The organism is Bacillus altitudinis 41KF2b (assembly GCF_000691145.1).
Lineage (GTDB): Bacteria > Bacillota > Bacilli > Bacillales > Bacillaceae > Bacillus > Bacillus altitudinis.
In genome coordinates this window covers 1-21542 of sequence record NZ_ASJC01000010.1, presented here as the reverse complement: position 1 = coordinate 21542, position 21542 = coordinate 1, and the positions used below count along the sequence as shown (strand labels likewise).

The 21542-nt window shown below is 41.5% G+C and carries 21 protein-coding genes and 1 pseudogene; 8 read left to right on the top strand and 14 right to left on the bottom strand.

All coding sequences use genetic code 11. The annotated features are described in order from the left end of the window. Nucleotides 1–31: 31 nt before the first annotated feature. Nucleotides 32–1690 (bottom strand): pyridoxal phosphate-dependent decarboxylase family protein, encoded by a 1659-nt coding sequence (locus BA79_RS15025; RefSeq protein ID WP_007496575.1) that lies wholly within the window; start codon nt 1688–1690, stop codon nt 32–34. 578 nt (nt 1691–2268) lie between these two features. On the opposite strand from BA79_RS15025, the gene ltaS reads away from it, so the two are divergent. Together ltaS and BA79_RS15015 are read left to right on the top strand one after the other, a co-directional pair. Then, a complete protein-coding gene (gene ltaS / locus BA79_RS15020) occupies nt 2269–4251 on the top strand; it encodes a lipoteichoic acid synthase (protein WP_017358781.1) in 1983 nt (660 codons plus the stop codon). Between the two features lie 102 nt (nt 4252–4353). Then, nucleotides 4354–4941 (top strand): YjgB family protein, encoded by a 588-nt coding sequence (locus tag BA79_RS15015; RefSeq protein ID WP_035703660.1) that lies wholly within the window; start codon nt 4354–4356, stop codon nt 4939–4941. Between the two features lie 42 nt (nt 4942–4983). Here BA79_RS15015 and BA79_RS15010 read toward each other — a convergent pair whose 3' ends face one another. Both BA79_RS15010 and BA79_RS15005 read right to left on the bottom strand, forming a co-directional pair. Then, a complete protein-coding gene (locus BA79_RS15010; protein ID WP_007496570.1) occupies nt 4984–5487 on the bottom strand; it encodes a DoxX family protein in 504 nt (167 codons plus the stop codon). Between the two features lie 367 nt (nt 5488–5854). Then, a complete protein-coding gene (locus BA79_RS15005; protein WP_019743524.1) occupies nt 5855–6322 on the bottom strand; it encodes a DUF4944 domain-containing protein in 468 nt (155 codons plus the stop codon). A gap of 71 nt (nt 6323–6393) precedes the next feature. Between BA79_RS15005 and BA79_RS15000 the strand changes: the two are divergent. Continuing rightward, a pseudogene (locus BA79_RS15000) lies at nt 6394–6681 on the top strand (DUF817 family protein); the annotation flags it as partial. Between the two features lie 18 nt (nt 6682–6699). Here BA79_RS15000 and nagE read toward each other — a convergent pair. After that, on the bottom strand, nt 6700–8064 hold the full coding sequence (gene nagE / locus BA79_RS14995; protein WP_035703655.1) for an N-acetylglucosamine-specific PTS transporter subunit IIBC: 1365 nt from the start codon (nt 8062–8064) through the stop codon (nt 6700–6702). Nucleotides 8065–8254: 190 nt separating this feature from the next. Here nagE and map point away from each other — a divergent pair, with 190 nt between their 5' ends. The 3 genes from map (at nt 8255) to BA79_RS19215 (ending at nt 9568) form a co-directional block, all read left to right on the top strand. Then, nucleotides 8255–9004 (top strand): type I methionyl aminopeptidase, encoded by a 750-nt coding sequence (map, locus tag BA79_RS14990; protein ID WP_008341769.1) that lies wholly within the window; start codon nt 8255–8257, stop codon nt 9002–9004. A gap of 130 nt (nt 9005–9134) precedes the next feature. Beyond that, nucleotides 9135–9296, top strand: coding sequence for a hypothetical protein (locus tag BA79_RS19625; protein WP_008341770.1), 162 nt, complete (start codon nt 9135–9137; stop codon nt 9294–9296). Nucleotides 9297–9430: 134 nt separating this feature from the next. Further along, complete coding sequence (locus BA79_RS19215; RefSeq protein ID WP_008341771.1) at nt 9431–9568, top strand: YflJ family protein; 138 nt, start codon at nt 9431–9433, stop codon at nt 9566–9568. Between the two features lie 41 nt (nt 9569–9609). On the opposite strand, the gene BA79_RS14985 is transcribed toward BA79_RS19215, so the two are convergent. After that, the gene (locus BA79_RS14985; protein WP_035703652.1) at nt 9610–10260 is read right to left on the bottom strand and encodes an MOSC domain-containing protein; all 651 of its coding nucleotides are present in this window, start codon (nt 10258–10260) and stop codon (nt 9610–9612) included. Between the two features lie 122 nt (nt 10261–10382). On the opposite strand from BA79_RS14985, the gene BA79_RS14980 reads away from it, so the two are divergent. After that, the gene (locus BA79_RS14980; protein WP_035703651.1) at nt 10383–10655 is read left to right on the top strand and encodes an acylphosphatase; all 273 of its coding nucleotides are present in this window, start codon (nt 10383–10385) and stop codon (nt 10653–10655) included. A gap of 14 nt (nt 10656–10669) precedes the next feature. Here the strand turns inward: BA79_RS14980 and BA79_RS14975 are convergent, their stop codons facing one another. The 3 genes from BA79_RS14975 to BA79_RS14965 form a co-directional block, all read right to left on the bottom strand. Next, nucleotides 10670–11095 carry a hypothetical protein gene (locus BA79_RS14975; RefSeq protein ID WP_035703650.1) on the bottom strand — a complete coding sequence of 142 codons (426 nt, stop codon included), beginning with the start codon at nt 11093–11095 and terminating at the stop codon, nt 10670–10672. 100 nt (nt 11096–11195) lie between these two features. Beyond that, nucleotides 11196–12302: a nitric oxide synthase oxygenase gene (locus tag BA79_RS14970; RefSeq protein WP_007496564.1), complete on the bottom strand. Its 1107-nt coding sequence runs from the start codon at nt 12300–12302 to the stop codon at nt 11196–11198. A gap of 104 nt (nt 12303–12406) precedes the next feature. Next, a complete protein-coding gene (locus BA79_RS14965) occupies nt 12407–12964 on the bottom strand; it encodes a PadR family transcriptional regulator (protein ID WP_019743519.1) in 558 nt (185 codons plus the stop codon). 113 nt (nt 12965–13077) lie between these two features. On the opposite strand from BA79_RS14965, the gene BA79_RS14960 reads away from it, so the two are divergent. Continuing rightward, complete coding sequence (locus tag BA79_RS14960; RefSeq protein ID WP_008341777.1) at nt 13078–13563, top strand: phenolic acid decarboxylase; 486 nt, start codon at nt 13078–13080, stop codon at nt 13561–13563. 72 nt (nt 13564–13635) lie between these two features. On the opposite strand, the gene BA79_RS14955 is transcribed toward BA79_RS14960, so the two are convergent. The 6 genes from BA79_RS14955 to BA79_RS14930 all read right to left on the bottom strand — a co-directional run. Further along, nucleotides 13636–15267, bottom strand: coding sequence for a M14 family metallopeptidase (locus BA79_RS14955; protein ID WP_035703645.1), 1632 nt, complete (start codon nt 15265–15267; stop codon nt 13636–13638). Between the two features lie 181 nt (nt 15268–15448). Then, on the bottom strand, nt 15449–16747 hold the full coding sequence (gene citM, locus BA79_RS14950) for an Mg(2+)/citrate complex secondary transporter CitM (RefSeq protein WP_008341779.1): 1299 nt from the start codon (nt 16745–16747) through the stop codon (nt 15449–15451). A gap of 191 nt (nt 16748–16938) precedes the next feature. Then, nucleotides 16939–17916: a tripartite tricarboxylate transporter substrate-binding protein gene (locus BA79_RS14945; protein ID WP_017358771.1), complete on the bottom strand. Its 978-nt coding sequence runs from the start codon at nt 17914–17916 to the stop codon at nt 16939–16941. A 2-nt stretch (nt 17917–17918) separates the two neighbouring features. Then, nucleotides 17919–18617 carry a response regulator gene (locus BA79_RS14940; RefSeq protein ID WP_035703640.1) on the bottom strand — a complete coding sequence of 233 codons (699 nt, stop codon included), beginning with the start codon at nt 18615–18617 and terminating at the stop codon, nt 17919–17921. A 3-nt stretch (nt 18618–18620) separates the two neighbouring features. Next, complete coding sequence (locus BA79_RS14935; RefSeq protein ID WP_035703638.1) at nt 18621–20216, bottom strand: sensor histidine kinase; 1596 nt, start codon at nt 20214–20216, stop codon at nt 18621–18623. A 142-nt stretch (nt 20217–20358) separates the two neighbouring features. Next, on the bottom strand, nt 20359–21542 hold a 1184-nt coding region (locus tag BA79_RS14930), incomplete at its 5' end, for an exosporium glycoprotein BclB-related protein (protein ID WP_035703636.1).

The window sequence follows — 21542 nt, the reverse complement described above, 5'->3', positions numbered from 1 at the left end:
TTTTTTCTACATCTCCACTCTCAATTTTAATTTAAGCCTCTACACTTTCAAATTGTCCACAAACAGATGCAATGACATCTTTTAAATAAGATACGATATGAGGGATATGCTCCGGTAACGTATAAGGTGAAATCACAAAAAATTTACTCACACTTAGATAGAATTCTTGACCTTCTTTGGCATTGACTTGTAAAAACTTCGTTGTATCACCAAAGAACATTTCGTCTCTTTTCTCTCCAAGCTTTTCAAAAAGGATTTTGTTCAAATCATTGTTGCGCTCAATTTCCATAGCAGTTGCTTCTCCAGATATTTCTTCCTTAAAACGAGGAGAGCCGTCTAGGTAAATCCTAAACAATGTAGCCATTCCGACATTGTCATCATTGACGACTTCTGCTTGTGGAATTTCCTGACGAAGTGCTTCTCTAAATGCAAGGTTCACCTCTAAAAATTGACCGAGCAAGCGCTGGTATCCTTCAATTCCAAACGTTAGCAGCACACTTAGCATGCTGATGGAGCTTCCCATTCTTGAGCATTCCAGTGTATAACCCGTATGGTATTCGCCGTAGCCTCTATGACCAACGTATGGTGTCTCTTGTTCTTCCAGATCTAAACGCTTTAAGTCAGCAGCGTTTTTCACTAAGAATAAACTAGATGTGTATGGTGTTTGTCCGAGTTTTTGAAAGTCAAAACACATCGTGTCAGCAAGAGAAAGATGCTGGAATTTCGCTTTGATTTCTTTTAGCATACGAAGAACACCGTCTGAGAATTGCAGCGGGTTTTCAGATACATCATACTCATTAAAGAAAGCAAAGAATCCACCAAGCGCCGAATCTGCATGAATATGCGGCACCTTGAGACCATACTTCTCAGCAATGGCTTCTGCCGTTTCACGCACCCCTTTTACATCATCAATTGCAATGGCATCTGTTGTTCCGGTTGTTGCCACAATATAAACGGGAATTCCGCCATTTTGGGCAACACGTTCCATTTGACAACGCAAATCTTCCATATCCATCGAATGATCTTTATTCGTCTTAATTCTGATTAAGTTGTCTGTGCCAATCCCTGTTGCTTCCATTGACTTAAATAAGCTGTAATGTGCTGCATCAGAACAAAACGCATAAAGATTTTGCGGGACACCTTTTCGTAATGACTCCGGTGCAACTTTCGCAATCGCTAAACGAAGTCCCGAGAAAATAGCCCCTTGACCTCCCCATGTTGTGTAGCCCCCGCTCACATTTGGATCATATCCGATGAGCTTAGACATCATTGAGACCACTCTGACCTCAGCTTCCGCACCTGCTGGTCCATACACATCCCAAAGGTTGTTTCCGTTAACCAGCATAGCCGTCAGCATGCCTAGAATTCCTGGTGTACTTGCCATTGGCAAAATGTTCGTGAAGAAATACTTCGTGTGGTATGGATGATTATGTAAAAGCTTCAGTAATTCTTCATTCACAAGTTCCGCTTGTTGTCCGTTCATCGGAATTTGACTTGTTTCAGTGAGCTTTTTGTAAAAGTCCTCCTCGCGATTCTTTTCACCTTTTAGGTGAGCACGGTTCGGATCCTTCAGGTCATCGACCCCTGAAATGATCTGTTCCATTAATTTAATGAGTTCTTTCCGCTCTTCTGCATTTCCGTCCTCACTCGGAAACCAGTTCTGAACGAGGTTCTGTGCTCGTACAGTCATATACTATCAATCCTTTCAATGGAAGATTTCCTGTCACTGTCTATATCGACCCCGTTTTAAAAGTTTATAGTGTCGAACTGTTCACTTAAGTATATTTAGATAATTTGTTCACCCGTCAAAAAGAATAAAACCCTTACAATACACATCAAAACCATTATGTTTGTGAAACAACAATATATATCAATATACTTTCTTGAAGGAATTATTATCCAGACAATTCAGCGGTTTATTCATTCATTTTTTTTACTTAACCTGCATAAACATTAATAAACACTGGAAATACGCCTAAATACACCATTGTAGAAATCAAATTAATTCTTTAGACTTGTGTCTTTTTACCTGTTTTATTGATATAGCAACAGGAAAAATACAGAATTTTCTGTAATTATTAGGATGAATTTCACAAAAAGTTTTTCGGAGATCGAATATTTTCGATGTCTTCCCATTTCTAGCTCGGACAGGTTGCCTTAGGTGCTCACCGGTTATGACTTTTCTATTTGTGCATTTCATGGTATATTCTAATGGTTCGTTTTCTTTCGTTCCGCCTCTTCCGTTTAACGGAGAAAAGGAGTGTTTAAATGAAAACATTTATTCAAAAAAGGGGCCTCGGCTTCTTTGTAATTGCAGCCATCTTGTTATGGCTCAAGACGTATACAGCTTATTTAATCGAATTTAAACTTGGTATATCAAATGTGCTTCAGCATATTTTGCTTTTTGTGAATCCTATTAGCTCCAGCTTGTTCTTTCTTGGCTTTGCTTTATTGTTCAAGAAAAAATGGCAGCCTGCCGCTATCATTGTGATTCACTTTTTCATGTCTTTTTTACTTTACGCAAACATCGTGTACTATCGATTCTTCAATGACTTTATCACGCTGCCTACAGTGATGCAGGCAGGAACGAATGGCGGACAATTAGGTGATAGTGCATTTTCACTCATGCGTTGGACTGATATGTTTTACTTTCTCGATACCATCATCTTGATCGTACTCGCAGTCCGCATGAAAAGACAGCAGCAAACAAGTACAGCGACAGTACCTGTTCAAAAAACAAAATCGTTTAGACTCGTTCTTGTGTCCTCTGTTCTGATCTTTGTTGTCAACTTAATCGCAGCAGAAATTGATCGCCCAGAGCTTTTATCAAGATCGTTCGACCGCAATTATTTAGTCAAATACTTGGGTGCTTATAATTTTACGGTGTTTGATGCTATTCAAAATGTGAAATCAAACAGCCAGCGTGCCCTGGCAAATTCAAGTGACGTAACAGATGTAGAGAATTATCTAAAGGCGAACAGCGCTGATCCTAACCCGGCTTATTACGGGAAAGCGAAAGGCATGAACGTCATTACAATTTCTCTTGAATCACTGCAAAACTTTGTCATTGATTACAAAGTGAATGGAAAAGAGGTCACTCCTTTCCTCAATTCATTAGCCCATGACAACAAAACGTTTTATTTTGATAACTTCTTCCATCAAACAGGACAAGGAAAGACATCTGATGCGGAATTTATGATGGATACGGGGCTTTTCCCATTATCACAAGGCTCTGTGTTTATTAACAAAGCTCAAAACACATATCAGGCGCTTCCTGGCATTTTGAAAAAGGACCAATACACGTCCGCTGAATTCCACGGAAATACGAAAACGTTCTGGAACCGAAATGAAATGTTTAAGTCCTTTGGATATGACAGATTTTACGATTCTGAGTACTACGATATGAATGAACAAGATACGAAGAACTATGGATTGAAAGACAAACCTTTCTTCAAAGAATCCATGCCAATGCTTGAAAATCTAAAACAGCCGTTTTATTCGAAATTCATTACGCTGTCAAACCACTTCCCATTTGGTATGGATGAAGGTGATACCGATTTTGAACCTGGCGACTTCGGAGACTCCGTCGTTGATAACTACTTCCAATCTGCTCATTATTTAGATGAAGCCATTGAACAGTTCTTTAATGACTTGAAGAAATCCGGTCTCTATGACAATACCGTCGTCATTATGTACGGTGACCATTACGGCATTTCAGAAAACCATAATGAAGCGATGGAAAAAGTGACTGGCGAAAAAATTGGAGATTATGAAAATGCCCAGCTTATGCGTGTGCCGCTCTTTATCCATGTGCCAGGCGTAAAAGGCGGACAGATTCATAAATACTCTGGTGAAGTCGATGTTGCGCCTACCCTTCTCCACCTGCTCGGAGATGATACGAAGAACTATTTAATGTCTGGTTCTGATATCTTATCGAAAAACTTTAAAGAGCTTGTGCCATTTAGAAATGGAGACTTCGTGTCTAAGGACTACACGAAAGTAGGCAACAATTATTACAGCAACAAAACAGGTGAAAAAATCGAGCCGACTGAAAAGGCATCACAAGAAAACGAAACGGTGAAAAAGATGCTAGAGACATCTGATAAGATTGTCACGGAAGATTTACTCCGTTTCTACAAACCTAAAGGCTTTACACCAATTGAGCGAAATGATTATGACTACACAAAGAAAGTACAGGATGAAAAAGATTCCTCTTCCGCCAAAGATGAATCCAGCTCGTCTTCCAAATAACTTTCTCATTTAAGGCCCCAGCCGATCCAAGATCAGCTGGGGCTTTTTACGTTTGATCCGCATGACACCGGGTATAGTTGAAGAAGGAGGGATTGATTAATCATGAAAAAAACAGCAGCTTTTGTTGTGACCGCTTCACTCGCTTCTTCCACCTTATTTGCTTTCAGCCCGGCGATTTCAGCGCACGCCATGACCCAAACGCAGGCAGAACAGTCCATTCCTCAAGGGCCGAATGCAGCGCTAAACAGCATCTATCAGCTGGCGCATAAAGGACAAATGCCATACTATGCAGAAGGACTCAAAATAGGGGTTCAAACAAAAAAAGACGTTCGGCATAAACTAGGACAGCCTTATCCAGAAACGGGTCAAAGCGGCTTTGATTTGTATCATGCCGAAATGGGCAACCCTGGATTTGCTTTTCACTATGACAAAAAAGGCAAGATTAACGAAATCCGTTATTTTGGAACAAATGTAGAAAAAGAAACGAATATCGGAGGAATGACTCCTTCCCTATTAAAGAAACAGCTTGGACCAGCAGATTCAGTCAGCACCATCCCGCAAACAAAAGAGAAGAAATACGTTTATCAGACCGGTAATTATGAGCTCGAATTTATCGTCGGACATGATCCAGATATCAGTCAGCACGAGCTGACTGTGGTGCATATTAACCTCATCAAAGCCGGTTCCTAAATAAAAAGCATCCTGAGTTTTCGCTCAGGATGCTTTCTTTTATTAAGATGCCACTTCTAAATGCGGCTTTCTTTTCAGTTTTCTCTTAAGGACTGGACCTGCTACATAATCAAGGCCAAGTTTTCCGGCATTTCCTTTCGCTGCCATAATGAAGACGGCGATCAGAAGAAGAAGCGGGTTAACAGAGACGGTTCCAGCTAGTAAGAAAGAGACATTCATCACGCTTCCAAAAAAGGCTGCCGTTGTTGTAAACAATCCAACAATTAGTCCTAGACCAACTAAGATTTCTCCCCACATGACCATGGCACTGAAGAGTCCGGCATTTGGCAACGCGACATTTTCTAAAAACCAGACATAGAACGGATAAACAAGATGTCCATCTTTCACAACAGGTTCAGCTATGGCAAATTGCAAATATCCTGATGCATCGAATCCACCTGTTAGTTTTCCAATACCAGATGTCAGCCAAGTCCATCCGATATAAAGTCTTGCTGCCAAGAGAATAACGGCTGCCCATACATTCGTTTGTAAGAATTTTGTAAACATGATGATGCCTCCTTTTAAATTATGTGAAATATTTCACATTCTCTTTATGATCTTATTATACTACTTAATATACATTTGTGATCCTTTTCACATATATATTCACAAATTGTTCATGAATATCTAGTTGAGGTAAACTTTTCTCTTGTTATCACCGTCTAAGTTATTTCAGACAGTGAAAAGGGGTTACATTTTGTATGAAAACATTATTGCAGAGGCTGGGATCTGATCTGGATTGAAGATGATGAGGTAACTAATGAGACTTTTGAAGTCATTGCGCATTGGCTGTTGGTATCAATAATTACATAGTTGCTAAGGAAAAGCAGGCTGACTGGAGCCTGCTTTTTTGTCTTTGTTAACAAAGATCTTATTAATTAAGATTTACTATGTTTTTTTCTTTTATTTTTATATTAGATGACTTTTCAGAATCTTGATTTTTCCACTCTATCTCTATTTCTAATTTGTGTCCTTTTATTTTTTCTTCTGGTATGAAATCAAATGTTGTTATATGATCTGGAGCATTTTCAGATTTATCTGTGGCATATTCCGCCAAATCATAGTTCTCATTTTCTTCATATACTTTTCCATCTATTTTTAGTTTTAATGTTTTAATTTTTATTTCTTTTTCTATATTTTCGTTCCCTTTCCAATAAAGTTCCAAATAATAGTTTGGGCCTATACTTGTCTTGTCACTTCTCGTTAGTTCTGCTTTCCAATACTTATCTTTACTTTCACCCATGAATTTTGGGTAATTGTTTTTCGCATAAATTATTACGCATGTTGCGGTAATAAATAGAATGAATATGGTTGATAGAAGAATGACTTTTTTAATTTTCATATTTTTCTCCTTAAATTTAATCAAAATAAATACAAATATACCAAAATTATATTTAAAATATAAGGGTGAATGTGATTTTTTTGCTCCTAATTGTTGAGTCTCCAAAAACAGCCGTTTCCTTTCAGGTCGGTTCATCGACCTTTCGTATGCCGCTTGTTATCTCGTTTTTGCTGATTGGCTTTTTTATTTGGGTGGCCGAAAATGTCACGACCTTTTTAGGAGCATGGCAATATCCAAATCAGCAGCATGCTTGGTCTCTCGTCCATCTTGGTAAAATCAGTTCATGGTTTTTACTTGTTGTCATCAGCATTGTACTGGTGATCGAACAGCGAAAACAAAAAAACGTTCAGCCCATTTGATCTGGCTGAACGCTTTTTTTAGTCCCGAGCGACTTCCTTGCGAAGATCATCGGCGACAAATTCGACATTTGTTCCAATGATGATTTGTACAGAAGTTTTTCCTGACGTCAGTACCCCTTTGGCACCTGCTTTTTTCAATGTACCTTCATTTAATAAATCTGTATCTTCTACTGTTAAACGAAGACGGGTCGCACAATGGTCAATTGTGGTGATATTGCCTTTGCCGCCTAGTCCCTCTACGAGCATACTTGCTCCGGCAGTATGTGTATCATCCCCTGGGATATCTTCGATGTCATCATCTTCCCTGCCCGGTGTTTTTAGCTTTAACAATTTAATCAGGAAATAGAAAACAACAAAGTAAATCACGCCATAGATGACCCCAACCACAAGTAACAGAATTGGTTTTTGCGCAATTCCAAAACTTAAAACGTAATCAATCGCACCGGCTGAAAAAGCGAAACCGCTATGAATGCCTAAGGTGTTGACAATAAAGAGCGAAAGACCCGTTAATATCGCATGAACACCATATAAAAGTGGAGATAAAAACATAAATGAGAATTCAATTGGTTCTGTGATCCCTGTAATAAATGACGTCAGTGCCATTCCAATCATAAGACCGGCTGTTGCTTTTCGTTTTTCAGGCTTTGCTGTCACAATCATCGCGAGACATGCCGCCGGCAGCCCAAACATCATCACTGGGAAGAAACCAGTCATAAAGACACCTGCACTTGGATCGCCTTTGAAGAACCGCGCTAAATCACCTGTCGCTCCGCTGAATTCACCGAATTGAAACCAAAATAGATTATTCAGCACATGGTGAAGTCCTAATGGAATGAGCAAGCGGTTAAAGAAGCCAAACAGCCCGGCACCCGTTGCTCCAAGACTTAAAATCCACTCCCCTAAATCATTGATCACACTTTGAATTGGAGGCCATACATATCCAAAAACGGCTGCTAATAGAATGGTAAAAAGTGCTGTCATAATAGGCACAAGCCGTCTTCCACTAAAGAAACCTAAGTATTCAGGCAGTTTCGTGTCCTTAAATTTATTGTAAACGTAACCTGCCAAAAGTCCGCACAAAATACCACCCAATACCCCCATATTGTTGGTCGAATTGATCGATGTGGTACCAGCTGACAAAATAAAATAAGAGATCGCTCCAGATAACGCCGCTGCTCCGTTACCATCCTTTGAAATACCAATCGCTACACCCATAGCAAAAATTAAAGCCAAATTCGCAAAAATTGCATTTCCTGCCGCATGAATAAACGGGATGTTGAATACATCTTCCCGCCCAATAGCCAAAATGATACCCGCTGCAGGAAGCACAGCGATTGGAAGCATAAATGATTTTCCTAACTTTTGAAAAAACTGAAACACCATCTTATTTCTCCCCCCTTCGTCATCATCATGAACAAATCTCTCATGATGTTCATAAAAAATATATCATATGCACATCTAGTTATCTATACCAATTTGTCCACATCTCACCCAAATCTCAGCCTTTACTCTTTTGGCGTAAAATGTGGTAAGCTATTGAATAGAATGAAGTTATAGAAAGCGGGAATGAACAGTGATTGTCAAACATGATCATGAGTTAGAAGCCTTAAAAAAAGTCGGCCGAATTGTCGCTTTGGCAAGAGAAGAAATGAAAAGCCAAGCGAAACCAGGCATGTCTACAAAAGAATTAGATTTGATTGGGAAAAAAATATTAGAAGAGCATGGAGCCAATTCAGCTCCTGAAAAAGAATATGATTTCCCCGGTACGACTTGCATCAGTGTCAATGATGAAGTCGCACATGGCATTCCAAGTGAAAAAACCATTTTACAAGAGGGCGACCTTATTAATATTGATATCTCAGCAGAGCTTGATGGATATTATTCCGATACTGGGATTTCATTCGTTTTAGGTACAGGAGATGCTCGTCTTGAAGCATTATGCCAGTGTGCAGAGGATGCATTCCTTGAAGGATTAAAGCACGCGAAAGCCGGAAAAAGACAAAATCAAATTGGCCGTGCAGTCTACAATACAGCCAAAGAACAAGGATTTACCGTCATTAAAAACCTGACAGGACACGGCATTGGGAAAAGCCTGCATGAAGCACCTAACCATATTTTGAACTATTATGATCCATTCGATAATGCTTTGTTTAAGAATGGGACAGTCATCGCCTTTGAACCTTTTATTTCAACAAATGCTGAATCGATATATCAAGCGGATGACGGCTGGACATTTAAAACACCTGATAAGAGCCTGGTCGCACAGATTGAACATACGATTGTGATCACAAAAGACGAACCGATTATTTTAACAAAGCTGTAAGTAAGCGGGTCCCCTCCTTCACTGGAGGGGGTTTCAGCGTGTAGACAAACCCTTTCACGAATCTGTCACGACTAAACAAAAATGCCTGTGGTAAAATAGGCAAAGATATGCGAAAGGGGTCTTATTTGATATGTGGTTCATCATCATCGGTGTTATCTTCTTTATTGAAAGTATTATTTTAACGGTTGTAGGTATTAAGAAAAAACAATCCATGATGACCTACCTCGGGATTGTCATCATGATTATGACAGTCGGCATGATCATCGTTACCCTCAACCCGCCAAATTCATAAATGATTATTTCCAGCATATACATGGATCATAGGCAGATAGAATCAGTTTTCATTTCTAAACACCTGCACACTTTTCACGTCCTTTTTTGAGATGTTACAATGCAGGCAGTTTCCATTGAAAGGAGTTTTCTATCATGCATTATGGTAGCAAAGGCTGGTATGTCGAAGAATTAAAGAAGCTTGGTGTGACCAAGCATGAAGGAAGAAAGCTTCAAAGCTTTAAAACTTATTTCCTTGCAAATCTTCTTGAGCAAAAGAAAACGAGCTCTTAAATGTTGAAAAGCCGTACATCCATATCAGATGTACGGCTTTTTTATATGGGCTGAACACGTTTTTCTAAAGATTTTCTGACCACATCTGCTAAGGCATCTACTTCAAGAACTGCTTTCAGCCTGTTTTGATCTACTTGACGGTATTTGACTTCATTGACTTCGTGGACTGTGATGGGATGGGGCGCTTTTTCGACTAACACAAGAGCTTCATCAGGAGAGACCATTCCTTCTTTCAGCACACGCAAATAAAAACCGGTATATCCCGTTTGCTGCACTTCCTTCACAAGCTTCATGTTTCCATGCTTAAGAGAGAGCTTCACACATGGCTGTCTTGGCTGGCTGACCTCAACAATCGCTTCCCCAAACTGAAATACATCTCCAATACGGACTTCTGTCTCTACAAGCTGATGCACGGTCACGTTCTCACCGAAGGCTGCCTCCTGTAACGGCACCCCTAAAAATTGCTCAAAATAAGTATAGTGATCATATGGAAAGACGCAAACGGCTTTATCATCACCTCCGTGATGGACCAAATCACCTTGTCCATCTCCATCAAAATTGAGCTTACTCAAATAAACAGGCTCGTGAATACGCTTTTTGTTGATGGCTGTTTTGATTTCTTTACCATTCACATAGGTGGTGATAGGTTGTCCTACTTGAATTCCTTCGATGTCGTACCTTGTCTGCCCCACTCTCGCCATCTCCTTTGATTGTCTGATTGCTTTTATTTTACATGGTTTGACAGTCAAATCATAGTCGGTACGTGAAGGAACGAGGCAGGTTATGGTACGATGAGAAAAAAGGAGAGATGACATTGGTTCATTATCACGCTATTGTAAAAGGACGAGTTCAAGGAGTCGGTTTTCGTTATTTTGTTCAAGGAGAAGCCTTCAATCGAGGGATAAAAGGCTGGGTACGCAACACAGATGAGGGTCACGTGGAGTTAAAAGTAGAAGGAGAGCAGCAGGAAGTTTTTGACTTTTTAGACACCGTCCGTAAAGGCAGTCCTTTTTCAAAAGTCACACATTTGGACATGGAGCCGCTCACCAAGTTCGCCCATTATCAAGACTTTCGGATTAAAGGATAGTTGATGTGTATCCTTTATTTCACAACAGTAAATGGGTTTGCAACATCATAACCAATCAAGGTTGTACGTGAAGCATCTTTGTAGAGACTCACATGAACATCATAGTTGGCTGATCCACTGTTAGGAAGTAATAAACGAGTAGGTGCTGCGAAAGCGTTTTGTCCAGAGATAGACCCTTCGTGTGTAAAGACTGGTGTCACTGGGAAAGTAAGTTTTCGAACAGTAGCTGTATAATAAAGTGTTTCATTTGTTGTTGCTGTCATGTTGACGTTGACCTGAGGATGAAGCGAAGTATAAGTTGAACGATCGGTTGTCACCTTTAAATCGATGACATTCTGAACCATTGCTCCAGTCGTTGCTTTAGCTCTTTCATCACCTAGCGGTAGAAATCCGTTGAAACTGAATACAGCCAAAAATATGAGCAACGTCATTTTTTTCATCTCTATTCCCCCTTTTTGATTTCACCGCCATTAAACCATCATTTTCCAAATTAAACAACATTCAAAAGACTCATTTCATACAAAAAAACCTAGCTTTTCGCTAGGCTCTTTCCGTCCCGTGGTAGGGTTTTTCCTGATAAAAATAATTCGGTTTCACGATCGTATTGTCATAGTGACGATGGAAGATATGCGTAGCAGCTGGTGATACTGGCGGAATCAGCCATGTCCAATCACCAGTCAGCTTACGATCAGCCTTTTCTTCCTGTTTTTCAAACTGCTTGAATTGATGGGCTGCTGTATGGTGATCCACAATGGTTACCCCTGCCTCGCGATAAGAGTGCAGAACCGCGACATTCAATTCGACAATGGCTTTGTCTTTCCAAAGTGACGAATTTTTTGTTGTATCGAGCCCTAAAATAGAAGCGACTTTTTTCAACATATTGTAGCGGTTTTCGTCAGCTAGATTACGTGCGCCAATTTCTGTTCCCATATACCATCCATTAAACGGTGCCGCATTGTAATGAATGCCACCAATTTCTAATTTCATATCAGCAATAATCGGAACAGCATACCATTTCAGTCCTAAATCACCGAATCCATCATATTCAGGATGAGTGATCTCTACCTCTTGAACAATCTCTTTCGGAAGATCATACAGAACCGGCGGCTGATCTTTTAGCTGAAACATCAGTGGCAGAAGGTCAAAATGCGTGCCTTCGCCTTTCCAGCCATGCGCTTCACACAACTTGGTTAATTCAAGTGATGCCTCGTCCCCAATGATGCCATATTCCGACTCATATCCCGCATAACGAACGAGCTGATGATTATAAATAACGACTTCCTTCCGTCCCTTATTCTCTGGTGGGAAGATGGTAATGGACGGTTTGATTTTACCGCCATTTGTCGCATACTCAATATGATGAAAGAGTGCCTCTTTCACCTCATCTTCTGTTGTCACGTGCCGGCAGTCATGCACATGCAGTGTTGACCAAAACAAGCGCCCAATGCACCGGTTGCTGTTGCGCCATGCCATTTTTGCCCCGTGAGCTAATTCTTCCTGCGTATGAGTATACATGCCGTCAGACTCAATTTCTTGTTTTATTTCATGCAGACGTGCTGCTTTTTCTTCATTTGACTTGCCTAATTCTTCATAGCATACAGAAATAAAAGCTTCTGCTTCATTCCACAACGCTTCTTGGTTACTCAAACATACTCGCCTCACTTTAATACGAATATATCCATTGTAGCGGTTTCTATTAATAAATTCACTTGTTTCAAACCATTTTTTATCATATCGTGCGACGATTGTCCTTAGACAATGGATGAATCAATGACTTCAAGGGTCTTTTGGAGCCAGCGAACATACCCTTTTTCCCTTTCGATTGCTCTTGTCAGTACTAAATAATGCCCGAATTGTGTTGAATGCAGTGATTGGGCAGATGGATCTTCTTCTGTTAAAATGTTCAGTTTCTGTTCAAGCATCTCCACTTTCTTTGTTCGCTCCTGCAGCTGATGTGAGAAGAGACCGACCGCTTCTTTTTGATCCATAGATGAGATAAAGAACGTTTTTAACATAAATTCATCTTTTGTTGTGTCTGGAATCGGGCCTTTTTTCCTTAACCATTCATGCAGTTCTCTTTTTCCTGCATCAGTGATTTGATAGACCTTCTTCTCTAGCTTTTTTCCTTGTATGTGAATATCAAATTCAATAAAACCCTCTTCTGTTAGCCGCTTTAATTCAGGGTATATTTGACTATGCTTCGCACTCCAAAACTGTCCAAGGGAATCTTCAAAGTGTTTCTTCATATCGTATCCCGTCAGCTCACGCTGATCTAGTAAGCCAAGAATGGCATATTTCAGTACTCTCATGACATGCCTCCAACGCATATTCTTTGACAATAGTATACCATACACCCTAAAATAAACATGTAAATCATGACATGTTTGAAACAACATCATTTTAATTGAAAGAAGGAATAAACATGGATCAATTCGTTGGACTTCATATGATTTATACGTATGAAAATGGCTGGGAATATGAGATTTACATTAAAAATGATCACACCATTGATTACCGCATTCATAGCGGAATGGTTGGAGGCCGCTGGGTTCGTGATCAAGAAGTGAATATTGTGAAGCTGACAAAAGGGGTATACAAAGTTTCCTGGACGGAACCGACTGGGACAGACGTGTCTTTAAACTTTATGCCTGAGGAGAAACGCATGCATGGGGTCATTTTCTTCCCAAAATGGGTGCATGAACGTCCAGATATCACCGTTTGCTATCAAAATGACTATATCGACCTCATGAAAGAATCCCGTGAAAAATATGAAACCTATCCGAAGTATGTCGTACCAGAATTCGCAGACATTACGTACATCCACCATGCTGGGGTAAACGATGAAACGATTATCGCAGAAGCACCGTATGAAGGCATGACCGATGAGATCAGAGCTGGACGAAAATAGAAAAAGCGGCACGCACTGTGCCGCTTCTAGATGATTGACAAAGGACTAAAATGAACTTGATTTTAGTCCTTTTTATTTCATACCTAACGTCTTTTGAGATAACAAGAATCGGTAAACTGGTAGTTCATCGCCTACTTTTGATGCAATAAAACCTGATGACATATAACTGTCTTTTGATTCTGGTTCAAGGGCAAGTGACAACAAATTGGTCTCTGGCTGTGCCGTCACATATACCTTTGTTCCTTTTGGCAGTTGACGTTTCTTTTCAACGAGTCTCGTTTCAAGCTGAATATCTGTTTTGCTTGTTTCCACTCGTTTTGTTACCTGATAGGCTTGTACAGGTACTTTCATGCCAACAGGAAGTGTCACACTTTTTAACCCTAAAGTTCTGAGCTTTCTATCTACTCCTTCATGTCCTGGGAGAATAAGATAAGCTGTCGGCCGTTCTCTTGTCAATACAGGAACCGCATCACTTGCACTATGAAAACGTACCGGGACATTGGTGGTTTGTCCTTTCTCAATATCCACCATTTCAAGTGAATCGTTCACAGGCGCCTTGAAAGCATCTTGAATGACCACTTGATCATCATCGTTTGATTGAAGACCTTTTTTCACAAGTTTCAGCCGCTCCGTCACCATTTGCTGCTTCACCTGCTTAGCATGCTTCACTGTTGTCTCAATGATTTTTTCATGAGTGGTGACTTGTGCTGCCACGCGCCGGGTAAAGTCCTCTCTGCCAATTCCAATCCCCCTACTTTCTACAAGAAAGGATAAAGCTGGTGAAAGCGCTAGGGCATTTCGGCCAATTCGTGCATCAGTTCCGCCTTCATAAAGATCGATTTTTCCGTCCTTCCCTCTTGTGTTTGTATAATATAAATCGTTGGAAAACCCCTTATTCGTCAATGTTTCACGCACTCCGTTGACGTACAATTCATTTGACGTGAAACGAATACTTTCAGGAATGTTCAAATTCTTACTGGATAATATCAGCAAATCGTGATACTTGAGTGCACCTGATGCACCGATGTCTTCAAACTGCTTTTGACCAACATCATATTCATGGGCATCGATGACGACCTCGGGTGCAAAGCGATTAAATTCTTGATGAAGGGCTGTCAGCTCTGGAGACTCTAGTGTCATGTGGTCACGGTTGCCATCCATTCCGTTTGCAAGCCTGCGGTCAAATGCATAAGAACCATCTGGATTGATTCTTGGAACAATGATGACGTTGACATGGCTCAGTATACGCTCTCCGTCATCACCTGCTAGTCGTTTGGCGATGACAAGGGCAGATTCACCGGAGGCTGGTTCATTTCCGTGTATTTGTGCTTGAAGCCAGATCGTTGGCTTTTTTGACAGTGGAGAGATGTGGCGATCCTTTGTAAAATAGAGGGCTGGAATGGATCTGCCTTCAATGGATGTTCCAATCTGTTTTTGCGTGGCGTAAGGACTTTTACTGACAATGTCACGTAAAAAATCTTGAAGCTCTTCTTGTGTGGTAAATGCTTCTCCTTTTTTCTGAAAGGCAGGGGTATCAAACGTTTCGTCAGGCTCAGGATACAGTTTTTGAACCGAGGCTGGCTGCTCATAGCTTTTTCCATAATAAGGGGTCTCAGCATTCGCTGAAGCTGGGGTCACCATCGACAAACTTCCTGCCATGAGGCATACAGCAGCAAAAAGAATGGTACTTTTCTGTTTGGACATGCTATCCTCTCCCTTCGTTGATTTGCATTATAAAGAAAAAAACAGCAAAAGTGTCAGCATTTTTCAAAAATATATCTTTTGGAGGAATCATGCATGTCTTTATATAGGGCAAATGAATGGAGCTTGCCCTGCAATAGGACCTAAAAAAGAGCGCCTGCATGAGCAGCAGACACTCTTCTCATTACCAGATCGAAATGGCCCCAATGAGAACCGCCATCACTGTCATGGCGACGACTGCAAGAACCGCCCATTTCATGCCAAATTTCTGATGCTGATCTAGTGAGACCCCAACGAGTCCCACAAGTAAATGAGTCGATGGAACAAGTGGGCTTAACATATGAATCGGCTGACCAATGATAGATGCTCTCGCAATCTCAATTTTATCGACACCGTATGCTGCCGCTGTTTCTGATAGGATCGGCAGTACCCCATAAAAGTATGCATCATTCGGCATAAAGAAAGTGAAGATCCCGCTTGTTAGCGCGACAATGACTGGAATAAACCCGCCAAGCTGCTCTGGAATAGCCGAAACAATCGAAATCGCCATTTCATCAACCATTTTCGTCCCAGTTAAGATGCCTGTAAAAACACCTGCCGCAAAAATCATCGAAGCAATTGCCAAAACATTTGTGGAATGAGCCGCAATCCGCTCACGCTGCTGTTCTAAATTCGGATAGTTCACGATAATGGCGACACAGAAGGCAAGAACAAACAGAACCGTTAAGCTGACTTTTCCAGACACAAGCAAGAGAACCAATAGCAAAGTCAGTGTCAGGTTAAACCACCAAAGTTTCGGTCGCTTAATATCATCTTGCAGCGCTGCTGCCATTTCATTTGCATGAATCGGCTGTTCGAGCTCAATAACACCAAGACGTTTTCTTTCAGACTTCCCAAGAAAGTATGCCACCACAATCATGCTCAAAACCCCTGCACCAATGACTGGAATCATCGGGCCAAATAAAAGCGATGGATCAACGCCAAGTGCACTTGCCGCTCTGGGTGTTGCCCCTCCCCATGGAATCGTATTCATAATCCCCATGCCGACTCCGGCGATACCCGCTAAAATAATCGGACGAATGCCAAGCAGTGTAAATAGTGGAAGCATGGCTGTTGTTGTAATCATGTACGTTGTGGTTCCATCACCGTCAAGTGCGACAAGCATCGTCAGGACGGCTGTTCCGACAACAATTTTTAATGGATCGCCTTTGACGATCTTTAAAATTTTCGCCACCATTGGATCGAATAAACCTGCATCAATCATAATCCCGAAGTACAAAATGGCAAACATGATCATGACCGCCGTTGGTGCAACTTGCTGTACACCTTTGACAATCATGTCTGAAATTTCTGTAAAATGAAAACCCGCAATAAGAGCAAATGCAATCGGTGTTAATACCAATGCCGTTAGAACAGACATACGTTTCGTCATAATTAAAACCATAAATACAATCATCATAAGAAATCCTAAGATCGCTAACATTTCGTTCACCCCTTATGTTGTATACGCTTTCATTAAATGTTGGTATCCCATTTCCAACCCTTTCTGTCATGATATCTGACGTCTGAATTGAAGTAAATATTATGAATTTTAATTCTTTTTTGGTCGATAAATGCTTTTTGTTCATTTTGTGCAATCGTTGTTGTTTGTTGGTTACATGAAAAAAAGCGGTCTCATTTGACCGCTTGTTCTCCTTGTATAAATTGCTCATATCGCCTTAATTGATCTTCCATAAAGACCTTTGCTTCTTTACTATTCATATAACGGCCTGTCCAGCCTTTTTGTTTTAACTGCTTTTTCCATGACTTCGTTTGCGTCATTTTTTGAAGAAGCTGATCCCATGCTCGAATGTCGTGCTGATTCATTTGCTTTGGTCCCATCACACCACGCCAATGAGAGAAGATAAGCGGAATCCCTTGTTCTTTCCAAGTGGGCACGTCTTTGAATCCTTCTAAACGCTGATTCGTTGTGGTCGCAACGAGCTTCAATCTTTTCTTTTCATAATCATGGCGAACCTCTGTAATGGTCGTAGTCGCCGCATCTACCTCATGGTCAATGAGTGCTTGAAATAAATCATCTGCACTGTCAAATTTTAAAAACTGAATGCGGTACGGATCTATCCCTGCCATTTCGGCAGCCCGTGCGAATGAGATTTGATCATCATTTCCAAAGTCCGGGGCAAACCCAATTTTTAAGGAATCCGGTTTCTTTTTTAGTGCGTGTAATAGCTCTTTTCCATTTGAGAAAGGAGAATCAACTGGCACTGCGACTACCTGCCACTCTTCCGCAAGAATAGCAAGCGGGGTGACATCATTCATGGTCACGTTACTGCTGCCCAGCAAATTACGGCTTAATAATAAGCTTGAATTTAAACTGATATAATTGGCATCTCGCTCCATCATATAGGTCCAGCCTTTATCAACCGTTCCGCCTCTTTGATAAAGAATATGCACAGGCTCTTCCACTAGCTTTTCTTGTTCTAACACGGTTTTCATCACTTGAGCCGTTTGGTCAAATCCGCCGTCAGGTACACCTGATACCACAATGTATAATGGGCTGTGCTCCAGGAAAGAATCTTTTGCTGTTTTTTCATTAAAGGTGAGCGTTGTACAAAGACAGACCAAAATGAGTAAGAGTATTCCTTTTTTCATTTTTATGACTCCGTTTGTTTTTTGGCGGGATAATATTTTCGTTCTGGTCTACCAATGATTCCATACGCCAGCTCTGCCCGGCATTCTCCCGTTGTCACAAGATACTCTACGTATCGTCTTGCTGTTGTACGTGATGCGCCCATTTTTTCTCCGAGTTCTTCCGCTGTAATTCCGTTCATCTCTGCTGCCATGAATGTTTTCACTTTGTCCAAAGTCAATGAATTAATGCCTGTTGGCAAGTCTCGCTCATCCTTTTGTTGCGATTCTTCCTGTATTTGACCAAAAAACAGATCAATCATCGTTTGATTGACTTCATCTTTTGAATTGATTAACTCTCTCTTCTCTTTATATTCGGTTAAAACCTGCGTGAATTTTTGGGCGGTCACTGGTTTGATTAAATAATGAACCACTCCATAATGCAGTGCGTCTCTTAACAGCATCGTTTCCGTTGCAGCCGTGATAATGATCACATCCACTTCAGGATGGCGCTCTCTTAACAGCGGCAAAAGGTTCGTGCCGAGCTCATCAGGCATGTAGACATCAAGTAAAATGAGATCCGCTTGTTCTTTTTGAAGTGCCTCCCACAGATCCTTTGCACTCTTTGCCTTGCCGGCAATTTGAAAGCCTTGTACCTTTTGTATATAAGATTCATGAATCGCAGCGATTCGAAAATCGTCCTCCGCAATGAGTACCTTGATCACAACCTATTCCCCCTTTGTGCCTTTCGGTATGTAAACAGTGAAGATGGCACCGCCTTCTTTTTGGTTCGCAACTTCAATCCAGCCCCCAAGTTCATCTAGCACTTCTTTGACATTGGCAAGTCCATAACCTCGCCCTTCTCCCTTTGATGAATGTCCTCTTGTGAAAAGTTGTGAAATGGCTCCTTCATCTACACCGTCCCCTGAATCAGATACCTCTATGATAATATCAAATCCAATATCTGTGATGAACAAGCTGACTTCTCTTTTCTCTTTATTCAATACAGCCTCAAACGCATTGTCTACGAGATTGCCAATGATGGTAATAAAGTGAGATAAACTTAAATGGGCTGGGAGCGGCTCCAATGAACTATTTTCATCAATGTGAAAATGAACCTTTTTCTCGGATGCCTTTCCTAACTTCCCAAGTAAAATGGCTTGTATCTTCGGAGAGCGAATTTGTTTCATGAGTAAATCATGCTGGCGATTTTGAAGTGTATACTCTTCTTTAATTAACTCAATGGCTTCATCCACTTGTTTCAACTCAAGCAAGCCTAAAATAGCGTACAGCTTATTCGAAAATTCGTGTGTTTGTGCTCTAAGGTCTTCTGAATATTGACTGACCTCTGTCAATGTATCCAGCAGCTTTGTCAGCTCGGTTTTCTCCCTGAAGCTCACAATTCCTCCAAATACTCGATTGTCCTGCACCACTTTTTTGACATTTAGCACGAAGGTTTTATCATTGACGACTGATTCTATGTTAGGTTCAATCGTCTCTACCTTTAGATAGGAAAGAAGATTGGCATTTGGCAACACTTGATCAATATGAAGAGGCAGCGTTGAAGAGACGCGTAGCATCTGTTCAGCTGACGTATTCATCATCGTAATGGCACCTTTACGGTCAAATGCAATGATTCCCTCTTTAATCGCATGCAGCATCGCTTCTCTTTCTCGATATAATGAAGCAATTTCATGCGGTTCAAGCCCTAATATATCTTTTCGAATACTCCTTGTTAAAAAAATCGCTCCAAAAACCCCAGGCAAGAGCACAAGAAGGGCAATATAACTTAATTTGAAGAGTTGATGAGCTGTCGCTTGATCGATATCTCTTTTTAAAAATTCGACACTGACTGTCCCAATAATTTCTTCATGACTGCCTGTTTCTTTCATGATCGGAGCACTTCCTCTGACAACGGTTTCACCATCAGAATCACCCATTGATATGGAAGTTCCTCCAAATAGCAGTGTACTTCTTCCTTCCGACACACTGATGGTTTTCCCTACATCCTCATGATTCGTATGAAAAAGAACCTTTCCTTTTTGATTGGTGATAAAAATGGCATGTGCTCTTACTTGCTCCTTCATTTGTTCAAGCACAGCCTGTTCTTCATTTTGCGAATCTCCCGTGGCCACCGATGTTTTAATGGGCGGCATATAAGATATCGTTCTAGCAGTTTGCACCGCCAGCTGTTCAGCTTGGCTCTGCCTTTCTGATGTCTGCAAAAAACCAAAACAAATGGTCAATAAGGCAATAACAACAAGTAAAAGACCAATAATTAACCCCAAAATTTTTGTTTGTAAAGTGACTTTCCTTTTGCCCATCCTCACCGCCACAACCCCTAATTCAGTAGATTCACCCGAATAGACTCTAAGAAAATCATATCATTTTTTCTCATGAAGTTAAGAGAAAATTCACATAGATAAAAAAAGGATGACTCAGTATTGAGTCATCCCTGTGTGCCTATTACGTGATGGATAAACCAGCACTCGCATAGCCTTCTACAGTATTCACTAAGGAAAGACCAGTAGCTGTTGCCGAGAATACGACAAGCAATCTTGTTTCTGGTGTGACTGGTACACTTAAACCAGTAGCGATACCGTTTGTAATAGCCCCTATCGTTAAAATACCGGTTAATGCCGGTGCCAATGTAACGCTCGCTACTTGCGTGAAGCTGTTATCTGGTGTTGGTGAAGCAAACAGACTAGCCGTCACAGTAATATTTGTGCCAACTAGAGAAAGGGCTGCTGTCGTACTAAAATAGCCCGCAAATGACGTAATGGTTCCTGCTCTCGGAACGGAGAATGCCATGTTTAACAATGTTCCTGCTGCTCCGGTTAAATCAATGATTCCGCCTACAATACTGACACCAGTGGCTGAGTTACCGAATCCTACCAAGCTAGATGTCCCGACCAAACCGCCAGCGATGGTTGTTAAAGCGACAGGTAAACCTGATGCAAATGGGATAATCGCACTCGATCCTGTTGCTCCTGTGGCTCCCGTTGCACCGGTTGCTCCCGTGGCGCCTGTTCCTGTAGCCCCTGTTGCACCCGTATCTCCTGTGACTCCTGTGGCGCCTGTGACTCCGGTTGCTCCTGTTGGACCTGTATCTCCGGTGGCACCGGTTGCTCCCGTGGCGCCTGTCACACCTGCGGCTGCCAATAACGTATAATCTGGAGACGTATCTGGTGTGCCGGTTGGTGGTGCTGTATTTACGACATAAGTTCCACCTTCATATGTCACCACTTGACCTACTGTATAGGTTGGAGCTGTTGCTGGGTCAAATGCCAAAATACCTGCTAACCCTACTCCGGTTGCTCCGGTATCTCCCGTTGCACCTGTGGCTCCGGTTACTCCAGTCGCTCCCGTCTCTCCCGTGGCGCCTGTTGCTCCGGTTACTCCGGTCGCTCCCGTATCTCCCGTGGCGCCTGTGGCTCCTGTTGCTCCAGTCGCTCCCGTCTCTCCCGTGGCGCCTGTGGCTCCTGTTGCTCCAGTCGCTCCCGTTTCTCCCGTGGCGCCTGTGGCTCCGGTTACTCCAGTCGCTCCCGTATCTCCCGTGGCGCCTGTTGCTCCGGTTACTCCGGTCGCTCCCGTATCTCCCGTGGCGCCTGTGGCTCCTGTTACTCCAGTCGCTCCCGTATCTCCTGTTG

Coding starts and splice junctions, on each gene's coding strand:
- BA79_RS15010 (WP_007496570.1), bottom strand. CDS start 5,487: ATGTTTACAAAATTCTTACAAACGAATGTATGGGCAGCCGTTATTCTC.
- BA79_RS15025 (WP_007496575.1), bottom strand. CDS start 1,690: ATGACTGTACGAGCACAGAACCTCGTTCAGAACTGGTTTCCGAGTGAG.
- BA79_RS19625 (WP_008341770.1), top strand. CDS start 9,135: ATGTGGTTCATCATCATCGGTGTTATCTTCTTTATTGAAAGTATTATT.
- BA79_RS15015 (WP_035703660.1), top strand. CDS start 4,354: ATGAAAAAAACAGCAGCTTTTGTTGTGACCGCTTCACTCGCTTCTTCC.
- nagE (WP_035703655.1), bottom strand. CDS start 8,064: ATGGTGTTTCAGTTTTTTCAAAAGTTAGGAAAATCATTTATGCTTCCA.
- ltaS (WP_017358781.1), top strand. CDS start 2,269: ATGAAAACATTTATTCAAAAAAGGGGCCTCGGCTTCTTTGTAATTGCA.
- BA79_RS14965 (WP_019743519.1), bottom strand. CDS start 12,964: ATGAGAGTACTGAAATATGCCATTCTTGGCTTACTAGATCAGCGTGAG.
- BA79_RS14945 (WP_017358771.1), bottom strand. CDS start 17,916: ATGAAAAAAGGAATACTCTTACTCATTTTGGTCTGTCTTTGTACAACG.
- BA79_RS14975 (WP_035703650.1), bottom strand. CDS start 11,095: ATGAAAAAAATGACGTTGCTCATATTTTTGGCTGTATTCAGTTTCAAC.
- citM (WP_008341779.1), bottom strand. CDS start 16,747: ATGTTAGCGATCTTAGGATTTCTTATGATGATTGTATTTATGGTTTTA.
- BA79_RS14960 (WP_008341777.1), top strand. CDS start 13,078: ATGGATCAATTCGTTGGACTTCATATGATTTATACGTATGAAAATGGC.
- BA79_RS19215 (WP_008341771.1), top strand. CDS start 9,431: ATGCATTATGGTAGCAAAGGCTGGTATGTCGAAGAATTAAAGAAGCTT.
- BA79_RS14935 (WP_035703638.1), bottom strand. CDS start 20,216: ATGGGCAAAAGGAAAGTCACTTTACAAACAAAAATTTTGGGGTTAATT.
- BA79_RS15005 (WP_019743524.1), bottom strand. CDS start 6,322: ATGAAAATTAAAAAAGTCATTCTTCTATCAACCATATTCATTCTATTT.
- BA79_RS14955 (WP_035703645.1), bottom strand. CDS start 15,267: ATGTCCAAACAGAAAAGTACCATTCTTTTTGCTGCTGTATGCCTCATG.